General features: G+C 69.1%; 14 protein-coding genes. 10 read left to right on the top strand and 4 right to left on the bottom strand.

All coding sequences use genetic code 11. The annotated features are described in order from the left end of the window. Positions 1–195: 195 nt before the first annotated feature. Positions 196–1,953: an AarF/UbiB family protein gene (locus DELCS14_RS26615; protein ID WP_013804372.1), complete on the bottom strand. Its 1,758-nt coding sequence runs from the start codon at positions 1,951–1,953 to the stop codon at positions 196–198. Between the two features lie 90 nt (positions 1,954–2,043). Then, the gene (locus DELCS14_RS26610) at positions 2,044–4,122 is read right to left on the bottom strand and encodes a molybdopterin oxidoreductase family protein (protein WP_013804371.1); all 2,079 of its coding nucleotides are present in this window, start codon (positions 4,120–4,122) and stop codon (positions 2,044–2,046) included. Positions 4,123–4,319: 197 nt separating this feature from the next. Between DELCS14_RS26610 and DELCS14_RS26605 the strand changes: the two genes are divergently transcribed. The 4 genes from DELCS14_RS26605 (at position 4,320) to DELCS14_RS26590 (ending at position 8,061) form a co-directional block, all read left to right on the top strand. Next, complete coding sequence (locus DELCS14_RS26605; protein ID WP_013804370.1) at positions 4,320–5,477, top strand: ABC transporter substrate-binding protein; 1,158 nt, start codon at positions 4,320–4,322, stop codon at positions 5,475–5,477. Between the two features lie 164 nt (positions 5,478–5,641). After that, complete coding sequence (locus DELCS14_RS26600) at positions 5,642–6,850, top strand: M20 aminoacylase family protein (RefSeq protein WP_013804369.1); 1,209 nt, start codon at positions 5,642–5,644, stop codon at positions 6,848–6,850. A gap of 61 nt (positions 6,851–6,911) precedes the next feature. Next, a complete protein-coding gene (locus tag DELCS14_RS26595; protein ID WP_013804368.1) occupies positions 6,912–7,691 on the top strand; it encodes an ABC transporter ATP-binding protein in 780 nt (259 codons plus the stop codon). Between the two features lie 115 nt (positions 7,692–7,806). Next, positions 7,807–8,061 (top strand): acyl-CoA-binding protein, encoded by a 255-nt coding sequence (locus tag DELCS14_RS26590; protein WP_012203065.1) that lies wholly within the window; start codon positions 7,807–7,809, stop codon positions 8,059–8,061. Positions 8,062–8,143: 82 nt separating this feature from the next. Here the strand turns inward: DELCS14_RS26590 and DELCS14_RS26585 are convergent, their stop codons facing one another. Continuing rightward, on the bottom strand, positions 8,144–9,166 hold the full coding sequence (locus DELCS14_RS26585; protein WP_013804367.1) for a 2OG-Fe(II) oxygenase family protein: 1,023 nt from the start codon (positions 9,164–9,166) through the stop codon (positions 8,144–8,146). A 606-nt stretch (positions 9,167–9,772) separates the two neighbouring features. On the opposite strand from DELCS14_RS26585, the gene DELCS14_RS26580 reads away from it, so the two are divergent. The 6 genes from DELCS14_RS26580 to DELCS14_RS26555 all read left to right on the top strand — a co-directional run bounded on the left by DELCS14_RS26580 (position 9,773) and on the right by DELCS14_RS26555 (position 14,658). Further along, a complete protein-coding gene (locus DELCS14_RS26580) occupies positions 9,773–10,804 on the top strand; it encodes an ABC transporter substrate-binding protein (RefSeq protein ID WP_013804366.1) in 1,032 nt (343 codons plus the stop codon). 10 nt (positions 10,805–10,814) lie between these two features. Continuing rightward, on the top strand, positions 10,815–11,330 hold the full coding sequence (locus tag DELCS14_RS26575; RefSeq protein WP_013804365.1) for a nucleoside deaminase: 516 nt from the start codon (positions 10,815–10,817) through the stop codon (positions 11,328–11,330). Positions 11,331–11,385: 55 nt separating this feature from the next. Beyond that, complete coding sequence (locus tag DELCS14_RS26570) at positions 11,386–12,423, top strand: ABC transporter substrate-binding protein (RefSeq protein ID WP_012203069.1); 1,038 nt, start codon at positions 11,386–11,388, stop codon at positions 12,421–12,423. Between the two features lie 69 nt (positions 12,424–12,492). After that, positions 12,493–13,335, top strand: coding sequence for an ABC transporter ATP-binding protein (locus DELCS14_RS26565; RefSeq protein ID WP_012203070.1), 843 nt, complete (start codon positions 12,493–12,495; stop codon positions 13,333–13,335). Between the two features lie 16 nt (positions 13,336–13,351). Then, positions 13,352–14,119, top strand: a complete 768-nt coding sequence (locus DELCS14_RS26560) for an ABC transporter permease (protein WP_012203071.1) — start codon at positions 13,352–13,354, stop codon at positions 14,117–14,119. Between the two features lie 14 nt (positions 14,120–14,133). Continuing rightward, positions 14,134–14,658 (top strand): nucleoside deaminase, encoded by a 525-nt coding sequence (locus DELCS14_RS26555; RefSeq protein WP_013804364.1) that lies wholly within the window; start codon positions 14,134–14,136, stop codon positions 14,656–14,658. Positions 14,659–14,676: 18 nt separating this feature from the next. On the opposite strand, the gene DELCS14_RS26550 is transcribed toward DELCS14_RS26555, so the two are convergent. After that, positions 14,677–16,434 carry a phosphoethanolamine--lipid A transferase gene (locus DELCS14_RS26550; RefSeq protein WP_013804363.1) on the bottom strand — a complete coding sequence of 586 codons (1,758 nt, stop codon included), beginning with the start codon at positions 16,432–16,434 and terminating at the stop codon, positions 14,677–14,679. Positions 16,435–16,519 lie beyond the last annotated feature (85 nt).

Genomic DNA, 16,519 nt, shown 5'->3' with positions numbered 1-16,519 from the left:
GCGCCGCTTCCCGTTGCACGTCGCCCGTTGCACGGCGCCCCTTCTCGCTTCGCGGAGGGGGACGACACCCTCGGTGCGGGGCGGCCCTTCCTCGGTGTCTCTGGGTTGGGACGTGGCGGTTTTGGGGGCGGCGCCCGGCTTTGAACTGATGCGCTGGTGCTGCTTTTTTGGCGTTCCTGATCGCCAATCCAGCGATCAATCCAGCGCCTTCTGCCTGCGCATGGTGGTGAAAAGAACGGCCAGGCTGGCGGCGGCGCCGGCCACGCCCAGGGCGGCGAAGAGGGGGATGCCCCACAGGCGCGGGCCCATGGTCAGCAGGCCGGGGGCCAGGCCCAGGATGAAGGCGCCGGAGACCACGGCCAGGGCCAGGCGGGTGGCGGCGCGTTCCAGTGCCAGTGAAAGCCGGTCGATGTGGCGTATGTCCAGGTCGGCCTGCAGCCGGCCCGAGCGCAGTCTTTGCATCACCAGCCGCAGGGTGTGCGGCGCGTCGTTGGCCAGTTCCAGCCACTGCGCCATGGCGGCGCGGCGCTGGCGCGCCAGGCTGCGCAGGGAGTAGCGCTGCAGCAGCTGGGCCTTGACCAGGGGCGTGGCCGTCTGCACCACGTCGAATTGCGGGTCCAGCTGCAGCAGCACCTGGTCGGCCGTGATCAGGGCCTTGAGCAGCAGCGCCATGTCGGCGGGCAGGGCCACGCCGGTTTCGCGGGCCAGGGCCATGAAGTCCTGCAGCGCGCGGGACATGACCAGGCGGCCATTGCTGGCGCCGGGGCCATGGCGGGTCACGAAGCGGTCCACGGCGGCCTCGATGCGCGCGGCCGAGGGCGGGGCGCGGCCGGGCATTTCGCTTTCGGCCGCCCATTCCAGCAGCACGCCCGAGAGGCTGCGGCCCTGACCCTCGACCAGGGCGCGCATCAGGCCCAGCACCTGGCGGCGGCGCTGGGGAGACAGCCGCCCGACCATGCCGAAGTCGATGAAGCCCACGCGGTTGCCGGGCAGGGCCAGCAGGTTGCCAGGGTGCGGGTCGGCGTGGAACAGGCCGTCGCGCAGCACCATCTGCAAAAACGCGCAGGCGCCACGGCGCGCCAGCAGCGGGCCGTCCAGCGCGGGGTCCGCACCCACGGCCGAGGCCGGCACGCCCGGCACGAAGTCCTGCACCAGCAGGCGCGGCCCGCTCAATGCCCAGTGGATGGCCGGCACGACGATCTCGGGCTGGGCCGCGAAGTGCCGCGCCACGGCATCGCCGTTGTGGGCTTCGACGGTGAAATCCAGTTCCTCGCGCAGCGCCTGGCCCAGCTGGCGCGTGACTTCGCGCGGGCGGTAGCGTGCCAGCTGCGGCCATTGTTCCTGGGCCAGCAGCGCCAGGTGCTCGAGCAGGCGCAGGTCGGCTTCGATCTGGGGGCGCAGCCCGGGGCGCTGGACCTTGACCACGACTTCGATGTCGGCAGCGCTGGCCGCAGGGGTGCTGTCGCTGCCGCTGCCGTCCTCCTGGTCTTGCCGGTCATCCCGGTCTTCGGCCGCAGGCAGCCGCGCGCGGTACACCTGGGCCATGGAGGCCGAGGCCAGCGGCACGGGGTCGAAATGCGTGAACACCTGCTCCACGGGCAGGCCCAGCGACTGCTCGATCAACGGCTGGGCCGTCTCCCAGGGCAGCGGGGCGGCGTGGCTGTGCAGTTGTTGCAGGGCGGCCGTCCATTCGGGCGCGAGCAGGTCCGAGCGCGTGGCCATGATCTGGCCCAGCTTGACGAAGCTGGGACCCAGGTATTCGAGGGCCATGCGCAGGCGCTCGGGGCGGCTGGCATCCAGCGGATGCTCGGGATGGGGCTGGCTGCCGCGCGGCGCGAAGCGGGCCAGGCCCAGCGTGTCGACCAGGTCGGCCAGCCCGAAGCGCAGCAGCACGCCGACGATTTCCTGCAGCCGGGCACGGTCGCGCACGGCGACCACGGCGGTTTGCAGCATGGGCATCTCCTGTCGGTGGTGGCAATGCGGTCCATTGTGCCGATGCGCCAGACGCCATTGCGCAGGAATCGCCCGCCTTCGGGGCGGGGCTCAGGCCAGCCGCTGCACTTGCACCGCGCAGTCGTAGAAGCTGGGCGCGCGGCCCAGGTCGGTCAGGCGCTGGTGGGTGAGCTCGTTGACGTTGGTGCCGTTGTCGCCATGCTTGCGCCACCAGATGCCCAGGCCGTTGACCACGCCACGGCGCGCGCGGCCGTTGAGGGTGGCGTGGCATTCGTAGCTGCCCCGGTCGTTGAAGACGCGCACCCGGTCGCCCTCGGCTACGCCGCGCGGGGCGGCGTCGTCGGGGTGCAGCTCCACCAGCGGTCGGCCTTCCATGGTGCGCAGGCTCTTGACGTTGACGAAGCTGCTGTTGAGAAAGTTGCGTGCCGGCGGCGAGATCATGGCCAGCGGGTAGCGCGCATCCGTTTCGGCGGTTTCGTAGTTGGGCAGGTAGTCGGGCAGCGGGTCCATGCCGCGCCGCGCCAGCTCGGCGCTGGTGAACTCGCAGCGGCCCGAGGGCGTGGCGAAGCCGCCCTCGGCAAAGGGGGCCTCGGGCAGGGCCAGGGTGGCAAAGCCCTTGTCCATCAGCTCGTTGAAGTCCACGCCGCGCCCCTCGAAGGCTTCGCGGCACAGTTGCTCGTCTCCCGTCTGGAAATGGTCGGCGGCAAAGGCGGCATCGTGCCGCGCCATGTGCGCGGCCAGGTCGCGGAAGATCTGGCCGTTGCTGCGCGCCTGGCCCAGCGGCGGGATGGCGGGGCGGTTGAGCAGCACGTCGGTATGGCCGTAGCTGCCGTGGATGTCCCAGTGCTCGATCTGCGTGGTGGCCGGCAGCACGTAGTCGGCCAGGTCGGCCGTGTCGGTCATGAACTGCTCCAGCACCACGGTGAACAGGTTCTCGCGCGCAAAGCCGGCCACGACCTTGGCCGACTCGGGCGCCACGGCCACGGGATTGCTGTTGTAGACCACGATGGCATCCACGCGCGGCCCGAAGCCATTGCCGCCTTCGTGCAGCAAGGCGTCGCCGATGGTGCTCATGTTGATGGTGCGCGGGCGGCGCTCGCCCAGCAGGTGCGGCATCTGCAGTCGGGCGCGCTGCGCGGGCAGGGCGCCCGAGGCGGACAGCAGCAGGCCGCCCGCACGGTGGCGCCAGGCGCCCACCAGGGCCGGCAGGCAGGCGATGGCGCGCACGGCATTGCCGCCGCCGCGCGCGCGCTGCACGCCGTAGTTCAGGCGGATGGCGGCGGGCGTGGTGGTGCCGTAGTCGCGCGCCAGCTGGCGGATCTGCTCCACGGGCAGGCCGCAGACCTGGGCCGCGCGCTCGGGCGGCCACTGCAGGGCGCGGGCCTTGAGTTCCTCCCAGCCCAGCGTGTGGCGCGCAATGTAGTCATGGTCCAGCCAGCCGTGCGTGATCAGCTCGTGCATCAGGGCCAGTGCCAGGGCGGCATCGGTGCCGGGCAGCAGCTGCAGGTGCTCGTGGCATTTGTCGGCGGTCTCGGTCTTGCGCGGGTCGATGCACACCAGGCGTGCGCCGTTGCGCTTGGCCTCCAGCGCATAGCGCCAGAAATGCAGGCTGCTGCCGATGCTGTTGCTGCCCCAGATGAGGATGAGCCGGCTTTCGGTGAAATGCTCCACGCGCATGCCCAGCTTGCCGCCATAGGTCAGGTTCAGGGCCTCGCCCCCGGCGCTGGAGCAGATGGTGCGGTCCAGCAGCGAGGCGCCGAGCTGGTGGAAGAAGCGCCGGTCCATGCTCTCACCCTGCACCAGGCCCATGGTGCCTGCGTAGCTGTAGGGCAGGATGGTTTCGGGATCGCGCGCCGCCAGGGACTGCAGGCGCGCGGCGATGTCGGCCAGCGCCTCGTCCCAGCCCACGGGCTCGAACTGCCCGGAACCCTTGGGGCCCACGCGGCGCAGCGGGGTGAGCACGCGCTCGGGGTGGTAGCTGCGCTCGGTGTATTTGCTGACCTTGGCGCAGAGCACGCCGCCCGTGTGCGGATGGGCGGGGTTGCCCTGGACTCTCTTGGCGATGCCGTCTTCGACCGTGGTCACCAGCGAGCAGGTATCGGGGCAGTCATGGGGGCAGGCGCCCAGCACCTGTGAGGTGGACTGGAGTGGGGGCGTGGCGGAGGACATGGTGGCAGCGGTCTCGGACAGGGTGGGTACTTTGCGAAAAAACCGTGAAAGCCGGGAAAACGGGAAAAGGCCGTCACGGGCAAGGGGCGGTGCCGGTCTTGCATGCCGCAATCGCCGCTTGTCTTTATTATGCGGACCCTTGCAGCCGGCTGCACGCAGCAACGGCGCCGATTCCAGCGACAAAAACAGGCAAGTTCATGCTCCGACCCAAGACGGCGTTCAGCCGCAGACAGTTCATCGCAGCCAGCACGGCTGCTGCCGCCACCTGGACCGGCGCAGTGCGCGCCCAGGACGCGGGTGGCACCATCGTGCTGGGCCAGTCCTGCCCGTTGACCGGGTCTGCAGCGCAGATCGGCCAGCCCTTCCATGAAGGCGCCAAGCTGTACTTCGAACAGCTCAACGCGCAGGGGGGCATTGCCCGGCGCAACATCGAACTGCGCGTGATGGACGACGGCTACGAGCCCGAGCGCTGCGCGGCCAATACCCAGCGCTTCCTGTCCGACGACGTGTTCGCCCTGTTCGGCTACGTGGGCACCTCCACCAGCATGGCCGCGCTGCCGCTGCTGCAAAAGGCGCGCGTGCCCCTGTTCGCACCGCTGACGGGCGCCGACGCGCTGCGCCAGCCCCAGCTGGCCCACCTGGTCTTCAATGTGCGCGCCTCCTATGCCGACGAGACGGCGCTGATGGTGCGCCACCTCACGGGCCTGGGCCTGAAGAAGGTGGCCGTGCTGCACCAGAACGATGCCTATGGCGAGTCGGGCCTGGCCGGTGTCAAGGCGGCACTGGCCGCCAAGGGGCTGGAGCCCGTGGGCGCGGCCACGGTGGAGCGCAACTCGAACAATGTGGCGGCGGCCGTCAAGACGCTGGTGCCGCTGGGCGCCGATGTGATCGTGCAGATCGTCACCTACTCGGCCAGCGCGGCCTTTGTGCGCGCGGCGCGCCAGGCAGGCTTTGGCGGGCAGTTCTACAACGTGTCCTTCGTGGGTGCCCAGGCGCTGTCGGAGACGCTGGGCAAGGATGCCGAAGGCGTGGTGGTCACCCAGGTCGTGCCCTCGCCCTTCCAGACCTCGCGCCAGATCACGCGCGATTTCCTGGCGGCCATCCAGAAGGGCGGCGGCAAGCTGACGCCCAACTATTCCAGCATGGAAGGCTATCTGGCGGCGCGCGTGTTCGCCGATGCGCTGCGCCAGGCATCGGCCTCGGGCAAGCCCACGCGCGACGGCCTGGTGGCCGCGCTCGACGCCATGCACGGCCAGCAGGTGGCGGGCTTCCCGCTGGTCTTCAAGCCGCAGTCCGGCAAGCCGCGCTTCGTGGAGTTGTCCATGCTGACCGGCGACGGCAAGGTCCGGGTGTAGGCTTGCAGCTTTCCCTTCGGGTTGGCTCTGCGCGCAGGCGCTCGCGGCGTTGCAGCGCGTGCCAAGGCATGGGCCTTGGCGGCGCACTGCGCCTTGCGATCACCAGCGCGCAGAGCCAACGCGGGTACTTAAAAGTGCATAACACGCTCTAGAAGGAGAATCCCATGGCCTTGCTGCAGGAACTGCTGGACCGCGCACCCGAGATCACCGCGCTGCGCCGCGACATACATGCCCATCCCGAACTGTGCTTCGAGGAGATCCGCACCGCCGACCTCGTGGCCCGGCAATTGGAGGGATGGGGCATTGCCGTGCACCGCGGCCTGGGCCGCACGGGCGTGGTGGGCACCATCCACGGCCGTGACGGCGGCGCCAGCGGCCGCGCCGTCGGCCTGCGCGCCGACATGGACGCCCTGCCCATGCAGGAGTTCAACACCTTCGAGCACGCCAGCCGCCATGCCGGAAAAATGCATGCCTGCGGACATGACGGCCATGTCGCCATGCTGCTGGCTGCCGCGCAGTACCTGGCCGCGCACCGCGACAGCTTCGAGGGCACGGTGCACCTGATCTTCCAGCCGGCCGAAGAGGGCGGCGGCGGCGCGCGCGAGATGGTCGAGGGCGGCCTGTTCACCCAGTTCCCCATGCAGGCCGTGTTCGGCATGCACAACTGGCCGGGCATGAAGGCCGGCACCATGGCCGTGGGCCCGGGCCCGGCCATGGCGTCGAGCAACGAGTTCCGCATCGTCGTGCGCGGCAAGGGCGGCCACGCGGCCATGCCGCACATGGTGATCGACCCGCTGCCCGTGGCGGCCCAGCTGATCCTGGGCCTGCAGACCATCGTCAGCCGCAACGTCAAGCCCATCGAGGCGGGCGTGGTCTCGGTCACCATGGTCCATGCGGGCGAGGCCACGAACGTGGTGCCCGACAGCGTGGAGCTGCAGGGCACGGTGCGTACCTTCACGCTGGAGGTGCTGGACCTGATCGAGCGGCGCATGAAGACCCTGGCCGAGAGCATCTGCGCCGCGCATGACACGCGCTGCGAGTTCGAGTTCGTGCGCAACTACCCTCCCACCATCAACTCCGCCCCCGAGGCCGAGTTCGCACGCCGCGTCATGGCCGAGGTCGTGGGCGAGGCCAACGTGCTGCCCCAGGAGCCGTCCATGGGCGCCGAGGACTTCGCCTTCATGCTGCTGGAAAAGCCCGGCGCCTACTGCTTCATCGCCAATGGCGACGGCGACCACCGCGCCATCGGCCACGGCGGCGGCCCCTGCACGCTGCACAACCCCAGCTATGACTTCAACGACCAGCTGATCCCGCAGGGCGCCACGTTCTGGGTGAAGCTGGCCCAGCGCTGGCTGAGCGAGCCCACGCGCTGAGGCCCTTGCAGGGTCCGGCCGACACCGGCATGTCACACACCGCACCTAGCATGCGGTCCCTGTGACCTCCATCGAATCCTCCACGGCCGCCGCGCAGGGCGTGGCCGTCCAAGCCCGGCAGCTCAAGCGCATCCACGGCGAGCGTGCCGTGCTTCAGGACATCAGCCTGCAGATTGCCCCCGGCGAGGTGCTGGCCCTGCTGGGGCCTTCGGGCTGCGGCAAGACCACCCTGCTCAAGATCCTGGCCGGGCTGGAGCAGCCCAGCCGCGGCGAAGTCTGGATGGACGGGCAGTGCGTGGCCAGCGCCTCGCAGTCCCTGCCGCCCGAGCGGCGCGACCTGGGCCTGGTGCTCCAGGACCATGCGCTCTGGCCCCATATGAGCCTGCAGGCCAACGTGGCCTTCCCATTGGAGATGCGCGGCCTGCCTCGCGCGCAGATCCACGAGCGGGTGCAGCAGACCCTGGGCCTGGTCGGGCTGCAGGGCATGGGCGAGCGTCTTCCCGGCAGCCTGTCGGGCGGCCAGCAGCAGCGCGCGGCGCTGGCCTGCGCCGTGGTGGAGCGCCCGCGCCTGGTGCTGCTGGACGAACCCCTGTCCGGCCTCGACTGCAACCTGCGCGAGCGCCTGTGCGAGGAAATTCCCCGGCTGCTGCGCAGCCTGGGTTGTACGGCCGTCTATGCGACCCAGGACCGCCAGCAGGCCTTCGCCGTCGCCGACCTCGTGGTCGTGATGGAGCACGGCCGCATCCTGCAACCGGGCAGCGCCCGGGGCCAGGTGCCGACCCCCGTGCCCTGCGAGGCCGACCGATGGCCCGTGGCCGGGCACCTGTGCAGCGCAGCGTAGGAGCGGCATGGCCGGTCTCGGTTCGGATGACGGTGAAAAAAGCACGGTCGTTCTAAATTCCTGCTTTTTTGGCTACACTGTGCCGCTACACGAACCGCCCACCAGGAGACCCGCCATGTCCGATCTGAACGCCGCCTTCGAGGCCGCCGTCAAGAACTCCACCTCGATCAGCGAGCGCCCCGACAACGCCACGCTGCTCAAGCTCTACGCGCTGTACAAGCAGGCCACCGAAGGCGACAACGAGGCCAAGAAGCCCAGCTTCACCGACATGGTCGGCCGCGCCAAGTGGGACGCCTGGGAAAAGCTCAAGGACACCTCGGCCGACGACGCCAAGCAGCAGTACATCGACCTGATCGAATCGCTGCGCTGATCAACACCACCACCGATCGCAGACACAGGCAAGGCCCCGGAATCCGGGGCCTTGTCGTTTCCGGCCACGGCCCCGGCCGGGCTCAGTACTTGTTGGAAAAGTTCGCGCTGATGCGCTGGCGCAGGTACTCCGCGCCCGTGATCGGCGGGTACTTCTTTTGCGGGCCCTCGATCACCGCGTCCTCGTTGGCCTGGCAGAAGAAGGCCAGGCTGTAGCGCGCGCCCTGGTATTCATGGGGCAGGGGGTTGCGCACGCGGTGGAAGTTGCTGGGCAGCTGGTCGTCGCTCCAGCGCGTGAGCATGTCGCCGATGTTGCAGGTGATCACGCCTTCCACAGGGTCCACGGGCGTCCATTGCTGGCCTTCCATCTCCTTGCCCGGCAGCACCTGCAGGCCGCCCTGGCCTGCGCGCTGGAACAGCAGGGTCAGGCAGTCGAAGTCGGTGTGGGCGCCTGCGCGCCACAGGCCCAGCTCGTCCTTGAGCGCAGGATCGACCGCGAAGTAATGCAGCATGCGCAGCGTGCTCTGGTAGGCGGGCACCGAAGGGTCGTGGGCGCGCGTGAAGAAATCCGCATCAAAGCCCAGCTTGTGCGCAAAGCACGACAGCAGCTGCATGCCCACCTGCCAGCACTGGCGCTCGAAGCCCAGCGTGGCCTGCTGAAAGCCCGGCAGCTCCTGCTCCGTGGGCCACAGGCCGGCCATGCGCGGGCGCGTCATCTGGTAGGACTCCTTCTGGTCGGGCGTGCGCGTGGAAGGCCGGATCTGCGCCTTGTGCTCCCAGCCCGCATTGCGCGACAGCGGCCACTGCGCCTTCACCTCGCGCGGCAGGGCGAACAACTGCTCGGCACGCCCGAAGGCCGCATCGATATCGGGCTGGGGAATGCCGTGGCCCGACACCTGGAAGAAGCCGATCTCCACCGAGGCCTGCCAGATCGCATCGGCGATCTCGGCCTTGCGGCGGTCAAAGTCGGAGATGTCGATCACCCGCACCTCCCGTGCGCGCGTCTCCTGCCCCTGGCCGCCCATGCGGGCCTCCTTGGCGAGTTCACCCAGCGCGTAATCTGAGGCCGGTGCCGAAGGCATGGTGGGGTTGGCAAGCATGTTCATGGTCTGTTTCCTTTGCCGCAAAGGCAGTGGCAAGGCACGCGGCGGCCGGCGCAAAAAGACACCGATCCCGCCCGTCGCTCTTGAAGTGGCTGACAGGGCACAGGTCGCAGCCACGCCGCTCCCGCACCCGCTTCAAGAGCAATGACCCGCGCCGGCACAGGCCGGCAAGCTGAACGCTTCTACTCTTGCCAACCACCCAAGCAAACAGCGCGCCAGCCCGCGCAGGCCGGTTCGTCGCTGCGCGCGTTCCATCGTGGTGCAGCAGCCCACAGAAATCGTGGTGCATGCCCGTATCTCGTCGGTGGTGCACCAAGGTGATGCATACAGCCCGCTTCCTTCAAAACCGGCGCGGCCAAAAGCCAGGGACGCCGAGCAAGAGCCGCCTCGCGGCGAGGGCGTCGTCCCCCTCCCTTGCGAAGCAAGTAGAGAGGGGGAAGCGGCGCAGCCGCTCAGGGGGTGGTACGCCATTTGCATACAAGGACGAACGAGTAGAAGCGTTCAGCACGCGCCCAGTGCGCGTTGCCCGGAAATTGCTCATGTCACGCCAGCCGCCCGGCCCCATGCCAGCGGCCGGTCCCCATGTTGATAGCGACTGAGAGTTCCACCATGCAACGCCGCCATTTCCTTGCCGCCGCCGCCGCCCTTCCCGCTGCCAGTGCCGTGATGCCCGGTGCCTTCGCCCAGGGCAAGGCGCTGACACCGCTGAAGTTCACGCTGGACTTTCGCGTGACCTCGCAGACCGCGCCCTTTTTCGTGGCGCTGCAAAAGGGCTACTACCGCGACGAGGGGCTGGACGTGAGCATCGACGTGGGCTCGGGCTCGGTGGCATCCATCACGCGGGTGGCCAGCGGCGCCTACCAGCTGGGCCTGGGCGACATCAGCTCGCTGATCGAGTTCCAGGCGCAGAACGCGGGCGCGGCGCGCGTGCAGGCCGTCTACCAGTACTACAACCGCGCGCCGTTCGCCATCATCGGCCGCAAGGACCGGGGCATCACGGGCGAGTTCGCCAGCCTCAAGGGCAAGAAGGTGGCCGCCGCCGCCGTGGAGTCCACGCGCCGCGTCTGGCCCCTGGTCGCGCAGCGCCAGAACCTGCCGGCCGACCTGTTCGCCTGGACCACGACGGAGTTCTCGGCGCGCGACAACGTGGTGGTGCGCGGCGATGTGGATGCGGCCACCTATTTCCATGACTCGGCCGTGTCGCTGTTCGCGCGCATCAAGCCCGAGGAGCTGTCGGTGCTGCGCTATACCGATGCGGGCGTGCAGCTGTATGGCAATGCCATCCTGGCTTCCAGCGCGCTGGTGGCCGAGCAGCCCGGCGTGGTGGCCGCCTTCCTGCGCGCCAGCAACCGCGCCCTCATCGAATGCCTGGCCCAGCCCGCGCTGGCCGTGGCCGCCGTGCGCCAGCGCGAGCCCATCCTGGATGAGAAGCTGGAACTGGCGCGCTGGGCCATCACCTCGCAGTACCTGGCCGCGCCCGATACGCAGCGCCACGGCCTGGGCGACATCGACCCGCAGCTGCTGGCCCGCCAGGCCGAGCAGGTCAGCCAGGCCTTCGGCCTGAAGGCACCCGTGTCGGCCGATGCGCTGTTCAACCGCAGCCTGCTGCCGCCGCTTGCCGCGCGCATGGCCAAGGCCTGAGGGATCGCACATGGACCACGCCACCGTTTCACTGCCCCTTGAGGCCTCGCTCGACGAGCGCGACGGCCTGTACCTGCGCCGCGCCATCGCCATGGCCGACCGCGCGCGCAAGCGCGGCAACCGCCCTTTCGGCGCGCTCATCGTGGCCGCCGATGGCCGCGTGCTCGCCGAGGCCTCCAACGCCAATGGCGAGAGCGGCGACTGCACGGCCCATGCCGAGCTGTCGGCCATCCGCCTGGCCAGCCCCCTGCATGACCGCGAGGCGCTGTCCGCAGCCACCTTGTATTCATCGGCCGAGCCCTGCGTGATGTGCGCGGGCGCCATCTTCTGGGCGGCCATAGGCCGCGTGGTCTACGGCATAGACGCGGTGCGCCTGCGCGAATTCCGCGGCGAGCGCCTGGACCAGAAGGATGCCGAGCTGTCCTGCCGCGATGTGTTCGCCGCCTCGTCACACGCCATCGAATGCATAGGCCCGGCGCTGATCGGCGAGGCCGCCGCTTCGCACCAGGGCGCCTGGAAAAGCTGACCCGGCCCCGTTCCGTCCCCACCGTTTCTTTTGACCATCAGAGAGGAAGCCCACCATGCAAAAACGACTGTTCCTGCACACCGTCCTGGCCCTGTCCGCCAGCGCGGGCCTGGCAACGGCCCAGACACAGGCCCACGCGGCCACGCCGCTGAAGTTCCAGCTGGACTGGCGCTTCGAGGGGCCGGCCGCCTTCTTCCTGCAGCCGGTGGCCAAGGGCTACTTCAAGGACGCGGGCCTGGATGTCACGGTCGATGCCGGCAGCGGCTCGGGCGGCGTGGTGCAGCGCGTGGCCTCGGGCGCCTATGACCTGGGCTTTGCCGACATCGCGGCGCTGATGGAGTTCCAGGCCAACAACCCGGACATGCCCAACAAGCCCGTGGCCGTGATGATGGTCTACAACAACACGCCGGCCTCGGTGATGGCGCTCAAGAAAAGCGGCATCGCCAAGACGGCCGACCTCACCGGCAAGAAGCTGGGCGCGCCCGTGTTCGATGCGGGCCGCCGCGCCTTCCCGCTGTTCGCCAAGGCCAACCAGGTCGGCACCGTGCAGTGGACGGCCATGGACCCGCCGCTGCGCGAGACCATGCTGGTGCGCGGCGATGTGGATGCCATCACGGGCTTCACCTTCACCTCGCTGCTGAACCTGGAGGCGCGCGGCATCAAGGCTGCCGATGTGGTGGTCATGCCTTATGCGGACTTCGGCGTGAAGCTGTACGGCAACGCCATCATCGCCAGCCCGAAGCTGATCAAGGAGAACCCGGCCGCCATCAAGGCCTTCCTGCAGGCCTTCGCCAAGGGGGCCAAGGAAGTCATCGCCAACCCGGGCGCGGCCATTGCCTACGTGAAGGAGCGCGACGGCATCGTCAACACCCAGCTGGAGACGCGCCGCCTGCAACTGGCCATCGACACCGTGGTCAACAGCGCCGACGCGCGTGCCGAGGGCTTTGGCCAGGTCGTGCCCACACGCCTGTCGCTGATGGCGTCGCAGGTCTCCGATGTCTACGCCACCAAGACGCGCGTGAACCCGGCCGAGGTCTGGAACGGCAGCTTCCTGCCGTCTGCGGCCGAGCTGAACATCCTGCCCAAGAAGTGACGACAAAGTGATTGACACCGTGCGCGTGCGCCAGCGGGTGGCGCGCACGGCCCTTGCCTGCTGCCTGCCATGAATTCCTCCACATCCCACGGCGATGACGACGCCTTCTTCGTCGAGTTCCGCGACGTCTGGCTTGCCTACAACGAGGAGCTGCTGCGCGCCAACCACTTCGCGGTCGAGGCCATCGACCTGCAGGTGCGGCGCGGCGAGTTCATCGCCATCGTCGGCCCCTCGGGCTGCGGCAAGTCCACCTTCATGAAGCTGACCACGGGGCTGAAGATGCCGTCAATGGGCCGCGTCATGGTCAACGGCGAGCGCGTGACCGGGCCGCTGAAGATCTCGGGCATGGCCTTCCAGGCGCCGTCGCTGCTGCCCTGGCGCACCACGGTGGACAACGTGCTGCTGCCGCTGGAGATCGTGGAGCCGCACCGCTCGCTGTTCCGCCAAAAGCGCAAGGAGTACGAGGCGCGTGCGCGCGCCCTGCTGCAGAAGGTGGGCCTGGGCGGCTACGAGGACAAGTACCCCTGGCAGCTGTCGGGCGGCATGCAGCAGCGCGCCAGCATCTGCCGCGCGCTGATCCACGAGCCCCAGATGCTGCTGCTGGACGAGCCCTTCGGCGCGCTCGACGCCTTCACGCGCGAGGAGCTGTGGTGCGTGCTGCGCGACCTGCAGGCCGAGCAGCGCTTCAACGTCATCCTGGTCACGCACGACCTGCGCGAGAGCGTCTTCCTGGCCGACACCGTGTACGTGATGAGCAAGAGCCCGGGCCGCTTCGTGGTGCGCCGCGACATCGAGCTGCCGCGCCCGCGCGAGCTGGAGCTGACCTACACGCGCGAATTCACCGACATCGTGCACGAGCTGCGCGGCCACATCGGCGCCATGCGCAAGACCGGCGCGGCCATCCAACAATAGAACGGGGGAGATTCACATGCACAAGAAATATGCGGAACGCTGGGCGCCCTGGGTGCTGCTGCTGGCGGTCATCCTGCTGTGGCAGGTCATCTGCTCGGCCTTCGAGGTCTCGGAGTTCATCTTCCCCAGCCCCTGGGCCATCGGCCGGCAGCTGGCCGAGTTCAGCGGCATCATCGCCGCCCACGCCTGGCGCACCTACTGGGTGACGATGGCGGGCTTTGGCATCGCCATCGTGGTGGGCGTGCTGCTGGGCTTTCTGATTGGCTCCTCGCGCCTGGCCTATGCGGCGTTCTATCCGCTGATGACGGCCTTCAACGCCTTGCCCAAGGCGGCCTTCGTGCCCATCCTGGTGGTCTGGTTCGGCATCGGCGCGGGACCGGCCATCCTCACGGCCTTCCTGATCAGCTTCTTTCCCATCATGGTCAACATCGCCACCGGCCTGGCCACGCTGGAGCCCGAGCTGGAGGATGTGCTGCGCGTGCTGGGCGCCCGGCGCTGGGACGTGCTGATCAAGGTCGGCCTGCCGCGCTCCATGCCCTACTTCTACGGCTCGCTGAAGGTGGCGATCACGCTGGCCTTCGTGGGCACCACGGTCAGCGAGATGACGGCGGCCAACGAAGGCATCGGCTACCTGCTTGTGTCGGCCGGCTCGTCCATGCAGATGGGCCTGGCCTTTGCCGGCCTGATCGTGGTGGGCGCCATGGCCATGGTGATGTACGAGCTGTTCAGCGCCATCGAAAAGCGCACCACCGGCTGGGCCCGGCGCGGCTCGCAGGGTGAGTGAGTGAGAATCCGGCCATGATGCCCGCACCCACGACGCCGCCGCCCATGACACCCATGGCGCCCCTGACCGACGAACAGGTGGCCCGCCAGCTGCGCCGTGCAGGCGCCGTGGCCGGGCGGGCCATGGCCATGGGCCGCCACCCCTTTGGCGCGCTGCTGCTGGCGCCCGACGGCGAGACCGTGCTGGCCGAGCAGGGCAACATCGACACGGTGAACCATGCCGAGTCCACGCTGGCGCGCACGGCCGCCGCCAACTATCCGGGCGCCTACCTGGCGCAGTGCACCCTGGTCACCACCTTCGAGCCCTGCGCCATGTGCGCCGGAACCATCTACTGGGCCGGCATAGGCCGCGTGCTCTACGGCGCCGAGGAAACGGCGCTGCTGGCGCTGACGGGCGACCATCCCGAAAACCCCACGCTGTCCCTGCCCTGCCGCGAGGTCTTCGCGCGCGGGCAGCGCAGCGTGCAGGTCGTGGGGCCCGTGCCTGCGCTGCAGGAGGAGATGCTGGCGCCGCACCGGGGCTTCTGGCAACAGGGCTGAGCCGCCTGCGCGGGCGGCTCAACTGCGGCAGCCGGCCAGCGCGTCCAGGGGCTTCTGGTAGGTGGGGCTGGTCACGTCCAGCAGGCCCAGGGTGGTGTGGTAGAGGTTGTCGTGCGACAGTGGCGCGTCCAGCTGGCCGCGCACGCAGCGCTCGGACACGCCGGTGCGCTCGCCCAGGTTGCCCAGCCAGGCAATCATGGGAATGTGCTTTTGCTCGTCGGGCGCCATGGCGTAGGGCATGCCGTGCAGGTAGATGCCCATCTCGCCCAGCGACTCGCCATGGTCCGACATGTAGACCATGCCGGTCTGGTAGCGCGACTGCTGGCTTGCCAGCCAGTCGATGGTCTGCGACAGGAAATGGTCGTTGTAGCGGATGGAGTTGTCGTAGACGTTGACCACCTGCTCGCGCGTGCAGCTGGACAGCGCGTTGGTCAGGCATTCGGGCTGGAAGACCTTGGTCTCTGGCGTGGAGCGCTTGTAGTAGGCCGGGCCGTGGCTGCCCATCTCGTGCATGACCAGCACCACGCCGCGCTCGCGGCGCTCGCGCGGCAGGGCGGCGATGCGTTCTTCGATGCCGCTGAGCAGGATGCCGTCCAGGCATTCGCCGTCGCTGGAGCACAGGGCCTTGCCGTCGGGCGTGTTCAGGCGGTCGGCCGTGCTGGCGTTGGGAATGCGTTCGCACACGCCCTTGCAGCCGGCCTGGTTGTCCACCCACAGCACGGCCAGGCCGGCGTTGTACAGCACGTCCACCAGGTTGTCGTAGTCCACCTTGCTCTTGTAGAAGCCCGTGTGGCCCAGGTGCGAGAACATGCAGGGCACGGATTCGCGCGTGCTGGTGCCGCAGGAGGTCACGTTGCTCCAGTTGAGCACCTTGCGCCTGGCCAGCTCGGGCGTGGTGTCGCGGGCATAGCCGTTCAGGCCCCAGTTGGCGGCGCGCGCCGTCTCGCCCACCACGATGACGAACAGCGGCGGCTTGCGCTCGGCCGCGTAGGTGGCGCCCAGCGTGGCGCCGGCCGCAATGCTGGCAAACGGGCGCTTGGGCCGCAGGATGGGCTTGAGCACCGCGTCCAGCGAGGCCAGCACGGGGCTCACGGGGTTGAGCATGTGGCGCATCCACAGGTTGTTGCGGATCACGGGGGCCAGCTCGCGGTACGAGACAAAGACCGATGCCGCCAGCAGCACCACCGAGGCGGCCAGCAGCCCCAGCGTGCGCAGCACCGTCTGCGTGCTGCGGCGCGGGCGGATGATGCGCAGCCGCAGCAGCCAGGCCGTGGGCAGGCCGGCCACCAGCAGCAGCTGCAGCAGCAGCTGGGGGTTGAACAGGTCGCTGCTTTCGCGCAGGTCGGTCTGCAGGATGTTGTTGATCATGCCGCCGTCCATCACCGTGCCGTAGGCGGTCATGAAGTACTGGGCCGAGCTGGCAATCCAGGGCAGGGCGATCCACAGCGGCTTCATGCCGCGCGGCCAGGCCGTCAGCGACAGCAGCAGCAGGATGCCGCCCAGGCCCAGGGGCAGCAGGCGCAGCACCAGGGTGGCCAGGCTGCCGTCATAGCCTTCGAGGTGGGGCAGGCGCAGCCACAGCGCCCAGTTCGCGGTGGCCAGCAGCCACAGCGCCAGCACCACGGCCACGGCCTGGGGCGAGCGCGGGGCGCTCCAGGCCGTGCGCAGCCGTGCCGGGAGGCTGGCGGGGGCAGGCTGGGCAGAGGATGGGGCCGGGGCTTGGCCGGTGCCGGAGGAGCCGGCAAAGGGGGGGCGGGCGAGCAGGCGTTCTGACATGGCCGCGAGCGTAGAATTCGCAGCTTAAGAACATCTGAACCCCGCGTTCAGACTCCGTTCAGCTTGAACCCCTCCCGTCCCCTCT

It is taken from the genome of Delftia sp. Cs1-4, from assembly GCF_000214395.1.
Lineage (GTDB): Bacteria > Pseudomonadota > Gammaproteobacteria > Burkholderiales > Burkholderiaceae_C > Comamonas > Comamonas acidovorans.
This window is presented reverse-complemented; position numbering and strand designations above follow the sequence as displayed.

Coding starts and splice junctions, on each gene's coding strand:
- DELCS14_RS26590 (WP_012203065.1), top strand. CDS start 7,807: ATGTCCGATCTGAACGCCGCCTTCGAGGCCGCCGTCAAGAACTCCACC.
- DELCS14_RS26550 (WP_013804363.1), bottom strand. CDS start 16,434: ATGTCAGAACGCCTGCTCGCCCGCCCCCCCTTTGCCGGCTCCTCCGGC.
- DELCS14_RS26575 (WP_013804365.1), top strand. CDS start 10,815: ATGGACCACGCCACCGTTTCACTGCCCCTTGAGGCCTCGCTCGACGAG.
- DELCS14_RS26560 (WP_012203071.1), top strand. CDS start 13,352: ATGCACAAGAAATATGCGGAACGCTGGGCGCCCTGGGTGCTGCTGCTG.
- DELCS14_RS26555 (WP_013804364.1), top strand. CDS start 14,134: ATGATGCCCGCACCCACGACGCCGCCGCCCATGACACCCATGGCGCCC.
- DELCS14_RS26615 (WP_013804372.1), bottom strand. CDS start 1,953: ATGCTGCAAACCGCCGTGGTCGCCGTGCGCGACCGTGCCCGGCTGCAG.
- DELCS14_RS26610 (WP_013804371.1), bottom strand. CDS start 4,122: ATGTCCTCCGCCACGCCCCCACTCCAGTCCACCTCACAGGTGCTGGGC.
- DELCS14_RS26600 (WP_013804369.1), top strand. CDS start 5,642: ATGGCCTTGCTGCAGGAACTGCTGGACCGCGCACCCGAGATCACCGCG.
- DELCS14_RS26585 (WP_013804367.1), bottom strand. CDS start 9,166: ATGAACATGCTTGCCAACCCCACCATGCCTTCGGCACCGGCCTCAGAT.
- DELCS14_RS26570 (WP_012203069.1), top strand. CDS start 11,386: ATGCAAAAACGACTGTTCCTGCACACCGTCCTGGCCCTGTCCGCCAGC.
- DELCS14_RS26565 (WP_012203070.1), top strand. CDS start 12,493: ATGAATTCCTCCACATCCCACGGCGATGACGACGCCTTCTTCGTCGAG.
- DELCS14_RS26580 (WP_013804366.1), top strand. CDS start 9,773: ATGCAACGCCGCCATTTCCTTGCCGCCGCCGCCGCCCTTCCCGCTGCC.
- DELCS14_RS26605 (WP_013804370.1), top strand. CDS start 4,320: ATGCTCCGACCCAAGACGGCGTTCAGCCGCAGACAGTTCATCGCAGCC.